The organism is Microbacterium meiriae, from assembly GCF_040685015.1.
GTDB lineage: Bacteria > Actinomycetota > Actinomycetes > Actinomycetales > Microbacteriaceae > Microbacterium > Microbacterium meiriae.
Genome location: NZ_JBFBHD010000002.1, coordinates 673,825 through 687,387, shown reverse-complemented (window position 1 = coordinate 687,387; position 13,563 = coordinate 673,825). Strand labels below are relative to the sequence as shown.

Genomic DNA, 13,563 nt, shown 5'->3' with positions numbered 1-13,563 from the left:
CGGGGATCGTTCCTCCGCGCAGACCGATCGTCGCCGGCCGTCGGTCAGCCGTTGTTCACCGTCGGCACGTGCGGCTCGGGCTGGTGGCGGAGCCAGAGCGTCGACAGCGCGGGCAGCGTGATCGACGCCGTGGGGGCGCCGGCGTCCGCGGGCTCGGCGATCACCATCCCGAGGTTGCCCGACCCCCGTCCGCCGTAGGCGACGGCATCGGAGTTCAGGATCTCCTGCCACACGCCCTCTCTGGGCAGCCCGAGACGGTAGCCGGTGCGTTCCACTCCGGCGAAGTTGCTGACGACGACGAGGCGCCCGCCGTGCGCGTCCCGTCGTTCGAAGGCGATGACCGACGGGTCCCAACTCGGGGCGCCGAGGCGGGTGAACCCGGAGCCGTCGTTGTCGCGCTCCCAGAGGGGGGCCTGCGACCGGTACACCCCGTTCATCGCGGCGACGAAGTCCTGCAGCTGGGCGTGAGAGGGCTGGTCACGGAGCCACCAGTCCAGCTCCCGACCCTCCGACCACTCCGCGAGCTGACCGAACTCCTGTCCCATGAACAGCAGCTTCTTCCCGGGATGCCCCCACATGTAGGCGAGGTAGGCACGGACGTTCGCAAGCTTGTGCCAGTGGTCGCCCGGCATCTTGGACAACAGGCTGCCCTTGCCGTGCACCACCTCGTCGTGGCTGATGGGCAGGACGTAGTTCTCGCCGAACGCGTACACGAACGAGAACGTCATCTCGCCCTCGTGGTGCGCGCGGTACATCGGATCGCGTCCGATGTACTGGAGCGAGTCGTTCATCCAGCCCATGTTCCACTTGAAACCGAACCCGAGGCCGGCGTGATCCGTCGGTGCCGTGACGCCGGGGAAGCTCGTGGACTCCTCGGCGATCATCAGGATGCCGGGGTGGAGCCGGTAGGCGGTGGCGTTGACCTCCTGGAGGAAGCGGATCGCCTCGAGGTTCTCGCGTCCGCCGTGGATGTTCGGCTCCCACTCGCCCTCCCGGCGCGAGTAGTCGAGGTAGAGCATCGACGCCACGGCGTCGACCCGCAGGCCGTCGACGTGGAACTCGTTCAGCCAGTAGAGGGCGTTGGCGACGAGGAAGCCGCGTACCTCGGGCCGGCCGTAGTCGAAGATGAGTGTGCCCCAGTCCTGATGCTCGCCGCGGCGGGGATCGGGGTGCTCGTACAGGGGCTGGCCGTCGAAGCGGGCCAGCGCGAAGGCGTCCTTGGGGAAGTGCCCGGGGACCCAGTCCATGATGACGCCGATGCCGGCCTGGTGCAGGCGGTCGATGAGGTAGCGCAGGTCGTCGGGGGAGCCGTACCGGCTCGTCGGTGCGTAGTATCCACTGACCTGGTAGCCCCACGAGCCGCCGAACGGATGCTCGGCCAGCGGCATGAACTCGACGTGGGTGAACCCCGTCTCCTGCACGTGTGCGATCAGCGGATCGGCCATCTCGCGGTAGCCCAGCCCCTCGCGCCAGGAGCCGACGTGCACCTCGTACACCGACAGCGGCTGCGCGACGGCATGGGTGGCGGCGCGACGGGTCATCCACGCGCCGTCCTGCCAGGCGTAGGACGAGGCGGTGACGACCGACGCGGTCTCCGGCGGCACCTGCGCCGCCAGCGCCATCGGGTCGGCCTTGAGGATCCAGGCGCCGCTCCGGGTGCGGATCTGGTACTTGTAGCGGGTGCCGACGGGCAGGTCGGGGATGAAGATCTCCCAGACGCCGCTGGCGCCGAGCGAGCGCATGGCGTGGCTCTCGCCGTTCCAGCCGTTGTGATCGCCCACGACCCGGACGGCCGAGGCATCGGGGGCCCAGACCGCGAAGGACACGCCCTGTTCGTCGCCCTGCGTACGGGGATGCGCCCCCAGCGCCTCCCACAGACGCTCGTGCCGCCCCTCGGCGATGAGGTGCAGGTCGAGTTCGCCCAGTGTCGGTGCATGCCGGTACGGGTCGCCGGAGACGATCTCCTCCTCGCCGCGGTAGCGCGTCGCGATGCGGTAGGGGAGCGGCGGCCCTGGGTGCGTGCCCTCCCAGAGGCCGTGCGCGACGTGGGACAGGGCGAGTCGGCTTCCATCGCTGAACACGGCCTCGACGCTCTCGGCGAGCGGTCGGCGGACGCGGATGGCGGTGACGGTACGGTCGGCGGCATCCTTGGCGGGGTGCGCGCCGAGCAGGGAATGCGGGTCGTGATGCTGACCGGCCGCGACGGCCTCCCACTCGGCGTTCGGGGTGTCCTCGATGCGGCTCATGCGCGCTCCCTCACCTTCAGGATGTGGACGGGCTCGGCGAAGGCGTCGAGCCGGACGTAGTTGTGATCGCTCCAGGTCCAGACAGCGCCGGTCAGGAGATCCTCCACCTCGAAGGTCTCGCCCAGGGGGACTCCCCAGCGCGTGGTGTCGAGGTGGACGGTGGTCTCGCGCACCGAGTGCGGGTCGACGTTCGCGACGACGATGAGGGTGTCCGGTCTCCCGGTACCGGTGAAGGCGGCGTCGAGATGCTTGCTGAACACGAGGATGGCGTCGTCGTCGCTCCAGTGCAGCTCGAGGTTGCGGAGCTGGCGCAGCGCGGGATGCGCCGCACGGATCTCGTTGAGCCGCCGGAGCAGCGGGGCCAGCGACTCCCCGCGTTCCTCGGCTCCCGCCCAGTCGCGGAACTTGTACTCGTACTTCTCGTTGTCGATGTTCTCCTCGGAACCCGGGCGAGCCACGTTCTCGACGAGCTCGTACCCCGCGTAGACCCCGTACACGGGCCCTGCCGTCGCGGCGATGCAGGCGCGGATGCGATACGCCGCGCGTCCGCCGAACTGGAGGTACTCGGTGAGGATGTCGTGGGTGTTCACGAAGAGGTTCGGACGCATGTAGTCGGCCGTCTCGTGGGAGATGGAGGTGAGGAACTCCTCCAGCTCGGATTTGGTGTTGCGCCAGGTGAAGTAGCTGTAGCTCTGCTGGAAGCCCACGGCGGCGAGCGCGCGCATCACGGCGGGCCGGGTGAAGGCCTCGGCGAGGAAGATGACGTCGGGATCCGTCGCGTTGACCGTCGCGATCAGCCACTCCCAGAACTGGAGCGGCTTGGTGTGCGGGTTGTCCACGCGGAAGATCCGCACACCCTCGGCCACCCAGTGCCGGACGATCCGGAGCATCTCGGCCGCGATGCCCTCCGGGTCGTTGTCGAAGTTCAGCGGATAGATGTCCTGATACTTCTTGGGCGGGTTCTCCGCGTACGCGATGCTGCCGTCCGGGAGGGTGGTGAACCACTCGGGGTGTTCGCGGACCCACGGGTGGTCGGGGGATGCCTGCAGCGCGAGATCCAGGGCGACCTCCAGCCCCTCCTTCCGCGCGGCGCGCACGAACGCGCGGAAGTCCTGCGGGGTGCCGAGGTCGGGATGGATGGCGTCGTGCCCTCCTTCAGTGGCGCCGATCGCGTACGGCGAGCCCGGGTCTCCCGCCTCGGCGACGAGCGTGTTGTTGCGCCCCTTGCGATTGGTGCTGCCGATGGGGTGGATCGGGACGAGGTAGATCACATCGAAGCCCATCCCGGCGACCTCGGGCAGGCGCTTCGCCGCCGTGCGGAACGTGCCGCTGCGCACCGTGCCGTCCTTGAGCCGTCTGGCACCTTCGGAGCGTGGGAAGAACTCGTACCAGGCGCCCACGCCCGCACGGGTGCGCTCGACGCGGACGACCTGCTCCGCGGAGATGGAGCGGAGGGTCGCGATCGGGCGGTCGCGGAAGATCGTTGCGAGTTCGGGGTCGACGGCCATCGCCGCAGTGGTGGTGGCGTCGCCGGCCTGGAGCTCATCGGCTCGGACGCGCAGGCGCGTGCGCTGTGCCGCGGGGCGATCCTTCTCCGCCGCGGCCCGCCGCAGCAGCTCCGCGCCGAGCGCGGCCATCACGTCCACATCGACGCCTGCGGCGACCTTGACGTGCGCGGCGTGCGCCCAGGTGGCGAAGTCGTCGGAGAACGCCTCGAAGTGGAAGTGCCAGACGCCCTCCGCGTCGAGGGCGATCTCCGCCTCCCAGCGGTCGGTGCCGTCCGCGAGGGCGGTGAGCCGGTGCAGGCTCTCCTCGCCGGTCGGGGACGTCAGCCGCACGTGCACGCCGATGAGGTCGTGACCTTCCCGGAAGGCGACCACGCGGAACGGCACGACCTCGCCGGCGAAGGCCTTGGCCGGGAAGCCACCGGGGACCGCGGGGCTCCCGTCGAGCAGCGGGATCCGCGTCGTGCGCAGCGCTCCGGGGCGGTCCGCGTCGGCGGCGCGCGTCGGGATCTGAACGGGGCTCCGCAGAGCCGTGGGCCGGGTTCCAGCACGAGCAGTCACATGCCGAATCTACCGGTCGGGCGTGCGGGAACCTACCGCTCGACCAGGGCGGCGAACCGTGCTATCACTCGACGCGGAACAGGCGCATCGAGGTGCCGGGGATCGGCAGCACCTCGCCCGGTACGAAGGTCTCCTCGGCGTCCGACGGCCGCTCATCCGCGCTCGACCAGAGCGAGACGAACCGGGTGGCGCCGTCGATGTCCTCCGGGAGCCGGACGTCGATCGGAGCCTCCGTGCCGTGCACGATCAGCAGGATCCGGTTCGCGGCTTCCTTGTCCGGCGTGGACGCGGCGACGTACTGCAGGGTGCGGTTGCCGGGGTCCGTCCACTGGGCCGGCTCCATCGTCGCGCCGTCCTGGTCGTACCAGTCCATGACCGACGCGTTCGGGATGTGCTCGCCGAGGCGCGCGTACCGGCTCGGGCGCAGCGCGGGGTTCTCCTCACGGAGCCGGAGGAGGCGCGCGACGTGGGCGCGGAGGTCCTCCTGCCACGGCTCGAACTCCCAGGAGAGCCAGGACAACGGAGAGTCCTGCGCGTAGGCGTTGTTGTTGCCCCGCTGCGTCCGTCCCACTTCATCCCCGGCGGTGAGCATCGGGATGCCGGCCGAGAGCAGCAGGGTGCCGAGCAGGTTGCGCATCGCCTTCCGCCTGGCGGCGAGGATCATCGGATCGTCGGTGGGGCCCTCCACGCCGTGGTTGAAGGACCGGTTCAGATCCGCGCCGTCGCGGTTCTGCTCGCCGTTGGCCTCGTTGTGCTTCACGTCGTACGACACGAGGTCGTGGAGAGTGAAGCCGTCGTGCGCGGTGACGAAATTGATGCTCGCGAGCGGTCCCCGATCCTCGCTGAAGGTGTTGGACGAGCCGGCCAGACGTGTCGCGAAACCGCCGATCCCCACCGGTGCCGAGGCCCGCCGGGCGTAGTCGATGTCGCTGAGCCAGAAGTTGCGCACCCGGTCGCGGTAACGGTCGTTCCACTCATGCCAGCCCGAGGGGAAGTTCCCGGTCTGCCAGCCGCCCAGACCGACGTCCCAGGGTTCCGCGATGAGCTTGGTCTCCGCGAGCACGGGGTCGGCGGCGATCGCCTGCAGAAGGGGATGGTCGGGGGTGTAGGTATGCGCGCCGTCGCGGGCGATCGCCGTGGCCAGATCGAAACGGAATCCGTCGATCTGCATCTCCTCGGCCCAGTACCGGAGGGAGTCCACGACGAGGCGCGCCCCGGCGTCGGTGGCGGTATTGAGCGTGTTGCCGCATCCGGTGGTGTCGATGTAGACGCCCGCGTCGTCCTGCCGGTAGTACCGGGCATTGTCGAGGCCGCGGAGGCTGGAGCGCGGGCCGCCGATCCCCTCCTCGGATGTGTGGTTGTACACGACGTCGAGGATCACCTCGAGACCCGCTTCGTGCAGCAGCCGCACCATGCCCTTGAACTCGGCGATGATCGCCTCGGGCCCGGCCTTGCGCGCGCCCTCGGTGGCGTACGCGGCGTGCGGTGTGAAGAAGTTCAGGGTGTTGTAGCCCCAGTAGTTCGTCAGACCGCGCTCGAGGAGTCGGGGTTCCGGGACGAACGCGTGGACGGGGAGCAGCTCCACCGAGGTCACCCCGAGCGTGCGGAGGTGCGCGATCATGGCGGGATGCGCGAGGCCCGCATACGTCCCGTGCAGCGCCGGCGGGATGTCGGGGTGACGCTTGGTCAGCCCTTTCAGGTGGCCCTCGTAGATCACGGTCCGGTCGGCCGGGACCCGCGGCTTGGTGGAGTCGCCCCAGTCGAAGCCGTCCTCGATGACCACGCCGCGCCACTCCTGGTAGCCGTGGCCCTGGGCGAGACCACGCGCGTACGGGTCGAGGAGCAGCGTCTCCGGGTTGAACGTGTTGCCGGGGCCGTGCGGTCCCTCGACCCGGAGGGCATACCGCACGCCCGGCTGGAGCAACGGCGTCGTGACCTCCCAGACCCCTCCGGGCCGCCTTTCCAGCGCTGCCTGGTCGACCACCCAGTCGAGGTCCGTGGCGTCGAACACGACGAGCTCGACGGCCGAGGCGTTCTGCGACCAGACCCGGATCGTGCCGACGCCGTCGTGCAGGCGAACGCCGAGATCGTCGAGGGCCGCCCCACCGGGCACGACGGAGGCGGGGGACGAAGGCATGGATACACCCTAAACGTGCTGCATTTCAGTCTCATGACAGGACGCACCCGGTCTCACGCCCAGACGGAGCGTTCGCCGCGCGGATCGGGGAGAATCGACGTATGCGGCACTATCTCGACCACGCGGCGACGACCCCGCTGCGCCCGGAGGCCAGGGACGCGTGGCTGGAGGCGTCCGTCATCGTCGGCAACGCCTCGTCGACGCACGGGGCAGGGCAGGATGCGCGCCGGGTGCTGGAGGAGTCCAGGGAACGCGTGGCCGCGGTTCTCGGGGCCGACCCGATCGAGGTGGTGCTGACATCCGGCGGGACCGAGTCCATCAACCTCGCTCTCCAGGGCCTGTGGCGCTCGCGTCGTCCGGGCTCTTCGGCGGTCGTCGTGCCGGACGGTGAGCATCACGCGACGATGGACACGGTCGCCGCCCTCGTCTCCGACGGAGCCGAGGTGCGCGCTGTTCCTCTCTCTGCCCAGGCGCGCATCGACGGAAGCCGCTTCGCGTCGGCCCTGCCCGGTGCGGCGTTCGCGACCGCGCTCGTCGCGAACAACGAGACCGGGACGGTCAACGACGCGGCGGCTCTGACCGCGGCCGCCGCCGATGCCGGAGTGCCGCTGCACCTCGACGCGGTCGCCGCGCTCGGGCACCTCCCGCTGTCGTTCCGGGAGCTGAGGGGCGGTGCGGACGAGGGGACGGGCCTGGTGGCGCTCAGCGTCGCCGGTCACAAGGTCGGCGCGCCCGTGGGCGTCGGTGCGCTGGTGGTCGCTCGGTCCGCCCGACTGACCCCGCTTCTGCGGGGCGGGGGCCAGCAGCGGGGTCTGCGTGCGGGTACGCAGGATATGCCGGGAGCCGCGGCACTGGCGACCGCGCTCGAGCTCGCCGAACGGGAGCGGGCCGCCGAGACCGTCCGGGTGGGCCGCTTGCGCGACCGTCTCGTCGAGGGGGTCCGTGCGCGGGTGCCGGCGGCGGAGCTCCTGGGCGACCCCGATCACCGTCTTCCCGGGACCGCGCATCTGCTCTTCCCCGGTGCCGTGGGGGAGAGCCTGCTGTTCCTGCTGGACGTGGCCGGGGTCTCGGCCTCCACGGGATCCGCCTGTCAGGCGGGGGTCGCCGAGCCCTCGCACGTCGTGATGGCGATGGGGCGCAGCGAGTCGGACGCCAGGAGCGTGCTGCGATTCTCTCTCGGCCGGACCTCGACGGACGCCGACGTCGACGCGGTGCTCGGGGCGATCGGCGATGCCTACGCCCGGGCATCCGGGGCCCGTGCAGCCGAGCACTCGTAGACTGGACCCATGCGAATCCTTGCGGCCATGAGCGGCGGTGTGGACTCCGCCGTCGCGGCCGCCAGGGCCGTCGAGGCGGGGCACGATGTGGTGGGCGTGCACCTGGCGCTCTCCCGCGCCGGGGGGACCCTGCGCACCGGCAGTCGAGGCTGCTGCACGATCGAGGACGCGCTGGACGCCCGCCGGGCCGCCGACCTCCTGGGCATCCCCTTCTACGTGTGGGACTTCTCCGAGCGCTTCCGGGATGACGTGATCGACGACTTCGTCGCGGAGTACCGCGCCGGTCGTACTCCGAACCCGTGCATGCGGTGCAACGAGAAGATCAAGTTCGCGGCCCTGCTGGAGCGCGCCCTGGAGCTCGGCTTCGACGCCGTCTGCACCGGACACTACGCGACCCTGGTGGACGGTCCTGAGGGTCTCGAGCTGCACCGGGCCTCGGACAACGCGAAGGACCAGTCCTACGTGCTCGGTGTCCTGACGGCCGACCAGCTCGCGCACACCTATTTCCCGCTCGGGACCACGCCGTCGAAGGCCCTCGTGCGGGCGGAGGCGGCGCAGCGCGGTCTCAGCGTGGCCCAGAAGCCGGACAGTCACGACATCTGCTTCATCCCCGACGGCGACACCCGGGGGTGGCTGGCCGAGAAGGTCGGCACGGCCACCGGTGAGATCGTCGATCGCACGGGCGCGGTCGTCGGCGCGCACGAGGGCGCGCACGCGTTCACCGTCGGCCAGCGGCGCGGGCTCAAGCTCGGTGTCCCGGCGCCGGACGGCAAGCCCCGCTTCGTCCTCGAGGTGCGTCCCGTGTCGAACACGGTGGTCGTCGGCCCCAAGGAGGCCCTGGCGATCGCCGAGATCGCGGGGCAGCGTTTCAGCTGGGCCGGCGCCGCACCTGCCGCGTCGACGTTCGCGTGCGATGTGCAGATCCGCGCGCACGCCGAGCCGGTGCCCGCCACGGCCACCGTGACCGCGGAGGGCGTTCGCGTGGTGCCGCAGACTCCGCTCGACGGCGTCGCTCCGGGACAGACCGCCGTGCTCTACGTCGGCACACGTGTGCTCGGGCAGTTCACGATCGATACGACCGTCTCCGCCGTTCCGGTCGGCGTCTGATCCGGGTGGATGTCGGTCCCCGCTCCTAGACTGGCGGGGTGCCGGAGAACATCTCACTGGAAGACGCCCGCAGCGAGGCGGAGGAGCTGACCACCCGCATCCTCGAGGCGAAGGACGCGTACTACGGGCGCGACACGTCGCTCGTCGACGACGCGACGTACGACGGCTGGATGCGGCGCCTGGAAGAGCTCGAGCGCCTGCACCCCGAGCTCCAGGGTCAGGACTCGCCGACGCAGATGGTCGGCGCGGCCGAGGCGACAGGGCTCGCGACCATCGAGCACGCCGAGCGCATGCTCAGCCTCGACAACGTCTTCTCGATCGAGGAGTTGCGGGAGTGGGCGCAGAAGACGCGGGCGGCCGCCGGGCGCGACGTCGATTGGCTGACCGAACTCAAGATCGACGGGCTCGCGATCAATCTGCGATACGAGCACGGCGTCCTGACGTCGGCCGCGACCCGCGGTGACGGGCGGGTCGGCGAGATCGTCACCGAGAACGCGCTCCGGCTCCCCGAGATCCCGGAGCGGCTCGCCGGGGAGGGACACCCGCCGATCGTCGAGGTCCGCGGAGAGGTCTTCATCCCCGTCGCCGCGTTCGAGCGCCTGAACGCGGCGCAGGCGGCTTTCCGCGACCGCGCGTATGCCGACGCCCTCGCGCGGTGGGAGGCCAGGGGCGGCGCGAAGAGGCCGTTCGATGAGGAGAAGGCGCGCACCGCGGCGGCGCGGCGCTTCCCGGCCTTCGCCAATCCCCGCAACGCCGCCAGCGGCGGCCTGCGTCAGCAGATCGACAAGAAGGACGGCCTGGAGCTCGAAGCGGGCCTGCTGCGCATCGAGTCGCTCGCGCTCTACGTGCACGGCATCGGCGCCTGGACGAACCCGCCGGTCGCGGCGCAGAGCCAGGTCTACGAGCTGCTGGCCGCCTGGGGGCTGCCGACGAGCCCGCACACCAAGGTGTGCCGCAGCATCGACGACGTCGTCGCCTTCGTCGAGCACTACGGGGAGCACCGGCACGACATCGAGCACGAACTGGACGGCATCGTGGTCAAGGTCGACGAGCTCGACCTGCACGACGAGCTCGGGGCCACGAGCCGGGCCCCCCGCTGGGCGATCGCCTACAAGTACCCGCCGGAGGAGGTGCAGACGAAGCTCCTCGACATCGTCGTCTCCGTCGGGCGCACCGGTCGCGCCACTCCCTTCGCGGTCATGGCACCGGCTCACGTCGCCGGATCCGTGGTCCGTCAGGCCACGCTCCACAACAAGGACGTGGTCAAGGCCAAGGGCGTGCTCATCGGCGACACCGTGGTGCTCCGGAAGGCGGGCGACGTGATCCCCGAGGTGCTCGGCCCCGTGGTCGAGAAGCGGGACGGGACGGAGCGGGAGTTCGTCATGCCGGCCGACTGCCCCGAGTGCGGCACGCCGTTGCGCGCCATGAAGGAGGGCGACATCGACCTCCGCTGCCCGAACGCGCGGTCGTGCCCTGCGCAGGTGCGCGGACGCGTCGAGCACATCGGTTCCCGCGGCGCCCTCGATGTCGAGGCCCTGGGCGAGGTCACCGCGGCGGCCCTGACCCAGCCCACGACTCCGGCCGAGCCCCCTCTGAGCACGGAGGCGGGGCTGTTCGCCCTCACGCTGGAGCAGCTCGTGCCGATCGAGGTCGTCGTACGTGATGCGGAGACGGGTCTGCCGCGCGAGGACGAGGACGGCCTCGTGAAGACGCGCGCGCCGTTCCGACGGAACCCGACCGCCGCCGAGAAGAAGTCGGGTCTGGAAGGTCCGCAGCCGTCCTCGCAGGCGCTGACACTGCTCGCGGAGCTGGAGAAGGCGAAGACCAAAGACCTCTGGCGGCTGCTCGTCGCCCTCAACATCCGCCACGTCGGACCGGTCGCGGCGCGGGCGCTCGCGCAGTGGTTCGGGTCGCTCGACGCGATCCGGGAGGCATCGCGGGAAGAGCTCGCCGCGGTCGAGGGCGTGGGCGGCATCATCGCCGACTCCTTGCTCGCGTGGTTCGACGTCGACTGGCACCAGGACATCGTCCGGCAGTGGACGGATGCGGGCGTGCAGTGGGCGACGCCGGGCCACCCCGGGCCGGGAGCAGCTGTCGCCGCCGGGGGAGTGCTGGAAGGCCTCACGGTGGTCGCGACGGGATCTCTCGACGGCTACACCCGTGAGGGCGCGCAGGAGGCGATCATCAAGGCCGGCGGCAAGGCGGCCTCGAGCGTCTCCAAGAAGACCGACTTCGTGGCCGCGGGTCCCGGCGCCGGCTCCAAGCTCGCGAAGGCGGAGGAGCTCGGCGTCCGCATCCTCGACGCCGCGCAGTTCCACGTGCTGGTCACGGAGGGCCCTGCGGCGCTGGAGTGAGGCTCAGGCGCTCTCCGGGGCCGCCGTGGTGGGCGCGAGGAACTGTTGCAGCCGCGGTGAGTCCGCGAATCCCAGCTTCTGGTAGAGACCCACGGCGGCCTCGCTCGAATGCACGGTGATCCGCTCGGCACCGACGGACACGGCGTGCGCGCAGGCGGCGGCGACGAGGCCGCGGCCCGCTCCGCGCCCTCGATGCTCCGGGAGGACGAAGACGCTCTGGATGTCCGCGGAGATGCGATCGACCGCCCCGGGCCGCGGCACACGCGGCACGAGGGCGACCCAGGCGGCACCGACGATACGGTCATCCTCCTCGGCGCGCGCGACGAAGGCGACGTGGGTGCGGGCGTGCGCCTGCCACCAGTCGCCGAGTTCCGCGGTGTACGTGTCGAGCGATCGACCGGCCGTCAAGTCCCTCGGCACGTCCTGCCACTTGAGCTGGGCGAGCGCGGGGAGATCCTCCCTGCCGGCGCGGTCGATGCGCATCGTCGGTCCGCTCAGGCCTTGTGACGGGGCTTCCGGAAGGGCTTCTCCTCGCGGTCGCCGTGCGCCGGGCGCTCGTCGCGGTCGCGCTTGTCGTAGCGGGTCGGGCGACCACGGCCGTCGCCGTCGCGCGAGGACGACCCGCGTCGCGCCCCGGGGCCACGGTCGGGAGCGATCTCGATCAGTCGTCCCGAGATACGGGTGTCGCGGAGCTTGTCGAGGACGGCGGGGTCGAGGTTCGCCGGAAGCTCGACGATCGAGAAGTCGGGACGGATGTTGATCGCCCCGAAGTCGTCGCGGCCCAGACCGCCCTCGTTCGCGAGCGCGCCCACGATCTGTCGCGGCTCGACGCGGTGCCGGCGACCCACCTCGATGCGGTACGGCGTGTAGTCGCCGCGGCCGCGACGCTCCCGGGGTTCGCGCGGCTCCCGCGTCTGCCGCTCGCGCGGCGGGCGGTTGTCGGCGGCCACCGCCTGCGACAGGGCGTCCTGGGCGGGGTCGAGGAGCAGCGGCGTGGCGCCCTGGGCGACCACGGCGAGAGCGGCCGCGACGTCGCCTTCCGGCACATCGTGATGCCGCACGTAGTGGGCGATGATGTCGCGGAACGCGTCGATGCGCGTCGTCTCCGAGAGCGCGGTCGTGATGGCGTCGTCGAAGCGGGCGAGCCGCGTCGTGTTCACGTCCTCGGTGCTCGGGAGCTGCATCTGCGTGGGCTGCTGACGCGTGGCCTTCTCGATGTGCTTGAGCAGGTAGCGCTCGCGCGGGGTGATGAAGCTGATCGCGTCACCCGTCCGGCCGGCCCGCCCGGTCCGTCCGATGCGGTGGACGTACGACTCGGTGTCGGTGGGGATGTCGAAGTTGACCACGTGGCTGATGCGCTCGACGTCGAGGCCGCGGGCGGCGACGTCCGTGGCGACGAGGATGTCGAGCTTGCCGTCCTTGAGCTGGTTGACGCTGCGCTCGCGCTGCACCTGCGGCACGTCGCCGTTGATCGCGGCGGCGGAGTATCCGCGGGCGCGGAGCTTCTCGGCCAGGGTCTCGGTCTCGTTCTTCGTGCGGACGAAGACGATCATCCCGTCGAAGTTCTCCACCTCGAGGATGCGGGTCAGAGCGTCCACCTTCTGCGCGTAGGAGACGACGAGGTAGCGCTGGGTGATGTTCGTGTTGGTCGCGGTCTTGGACTTGACCGTGATCTCCTCCGGGTCGCGGAGGTACTGCTGCGCGAGGCGGCGGATCTGCGCGGGCATCGTCGCCGAGAACAGGGCGACCTGCTTCTCCTCCGGCGTCTGCGCGAGGATCTGCTCGACGTCTTCGGCGAAGCCCATCTTCAGCATCTCGTCGGCTTCGTCGAGCACGAGGTACTGCAGCTCGGAGAGGTCGAGCGTGCCCTTGGCGAGGTGGTCCATGATGCGGCCGGGGGTTCCCACGACGACGTGCACGCCACGGCGAAGCGCGGACAACTGCACCCCGTAGCCCTGACCGCCGTAGACGGGGAGCACGTGCACGCCCTTCATGCGCGACGCGTAGGACTCGAAGGCCTCGCAGACCTGCAGCGCGAGCTCGCGGGTCGGGGCGAGGACGAGGGCCTGCGGCGTCTTCTGCGTGACGTCGAGCCGCTCCAGCACGGGGAGGGCGAAGGCGGCGGTCTTGCCGGTGCCGGTCTGCGCCATGCCGACCACATCGCGGCCGGCGAGCAGCGTCGGGATGGTCGCGGCCTGGATGGGCGAGGGGGTCTCGTAACCGAGATCCTTGATGGCCTTGAGGACCGGCCCGGTGATGCCGAGGTCCTCGAATCCGGGGGTTGCGGGGGACTCGTCAGGGGCGTCGGTGGGGGTCACTTCTTCAGGGGTCACTTCCCAAGGGTAGCGCGCCCGGCGACCCGCTTCCTGTGCGACC

8 protein-coding genes are annotated in these 13,563 nt (G+C 70.8%); 3 read left to right on the top strand and 5 right to left on the bottom strand.

Annotation, left to right across the window (positions count from 1 at the left end):
• Positions 1-44: 44 nt before the first annotated feature.
• The 3 genes from glgB to glgX form a co-directional block, all read right to left on the bottom strand.
• A complete protein-coding gene (glgB, locus tag AB0N68_RS11830) occupies positions 45-2,246 on the bottom strand; it encodes a 1,4-alpha-glucan branching protein GlgB (protein ID WP_280567123.1) in 2,202 nt (733 codons plus the stop codon).
• Entirely contained in the window at positions 2,243-4,312 is a 2,070-nt protein-coding gene (locus AB0N68_RS11825) for an alpha-1,4-glucan--maltose-1-phosphate maltosyltransferase (RefSeq protein ID WP_280567119.1), read from the bottom strand. The genes glgB and AB0N68_RS11825 overlap by 4 nt, the downstream gene beginning before the upstream one ends.
• 64 nt (positions 4,313-4,376) lie before the next feature.
• Complete coding sequence (glgX, locus tag AB0N68_RS11820) at positions 4,377-6,449, bottom strand: glycogen debranching protein GlgX (protein ID WP_280567116.1); 2,073 nt, start codon at positions 6,447-6,449, stop codon at positions 4,377-4,379.
• A gap of 101 nt (positions 6,450-6,550) precedes the next feature.
• Between glgX and AB0N68_RS11815 the strand changes: the two genes are divergently transcribed.
• The 3 genes from AB0N68_RS11815 to ligA are packed head-to-tail and all read left to right on the top strand — an operon-like array spanning position 6,551 to position 11,187.
• Entirely contained in the window at positions 6,551-7,726 is a 1,176-nt protein-coding gene (locus AB0N68_RS11815) for a cysteine desulfurase family protein (RefSeq protein ID WP_280567113.1), read from the top strand.
• 9 nt (positions 7,727-7,735) lie between these two features.
• A complete protein-coding gene (mnmA, locus tag AB0N68_RS11810; RefSeq protein ID WP_259951627.1) occupies positions 7,736-8,833 on the top strand; it encodes a tRNA 2-thiouridine(34) synthase MnmA in 1,098 nt (365 codons plus the stop codon).
• Between the two features lie 38 nt (positions 8,834-8,871).
• Positions 8,872-11,187: an NAD-dependent DNA ligase LigA gene (ligA, locus tag AB0N68_RS11805; RefSeq protein ID WP_268776357.1), complete on the top strand. Its 2,316-nt coding sequence runs from the start codon at positions 8,872-8,874 to the stop codon at positions 11,185-11,187.
• Between the two features lie 3 nt (positions 11,188-11,190).
• On the opposite strand, the gene AB0N68_RS11800 is transcribed toward ligA, so the two are convergent.
• Together AB0N68_RS11800 and AB0N68_RS11795 are read right to left on the bottom strand one after the other, a co-directional pair.
• Positions 11,191-11,670: a GNAT family N-acetyltransferase gene (locus AB0N68_RS11800; protein ID WP_280567107.1), complete on the bottom strand. Its 480-nt coding sequence runs from the start codon at positions 11,668-11,670 to the stop codon at positions 11,191-11,193.
• Positions 11,671-11,681: 11 nt separating this feature from the next.
• The gene (locus AB0N68_RS11795; RefSeq protein ID WP_396654857.1) at positions 11,682-13,520 is read right to left on the bottom strand and encodes a DEAD/DEAH box helicase; all 1,839 of its coding nucleotides are present in this window, start codon (positions 13,518-13,520) and stop codon (positions 11,682-11,684) included.
• Between the last annotated feature and the right edge of the window lie 43 nt (positions 13,521-13,563).

Bases quoted from the DNA above. Each gene is read 5' to 3' on its own strand.
- AB0N68_RS11800 (WP_280567107.1), bottom strand. From the start codon at position 11,670: ATGCGCATCGACCGCGCCGGCAGGGAGGATCTCCCCGCGCTCGCCCAG.
- glgX (WP_280567116.1), bottom strand. From the start codon at position 6,449: ATGCCTTCGTCCCCCGCCTCCGTCGTGCCCGGTGGGGCGGCCCTCGAC.
- mnmA (WP_259951627.1), top strand. From the start codon at position 7,736: ATGCGAATCCTTGCGGCCATGAGCGGCGGTGTGGACTCCGCCGTCGCG.
- AB0N68_RS11815 (WP_280567113.1), top strand. From the start codon at position 6,551: ATGCGGCACTATCTCGACCACGCGGCGACGACCCCGCTGCGCCCGGAG.
- glgB (WP_280567123.1), bottom strand. From the start codon at position 2,246: ATGAGCCGCATCGAGGACACCCCGAACGCCGAGTGGGAGGCCGTCGCG.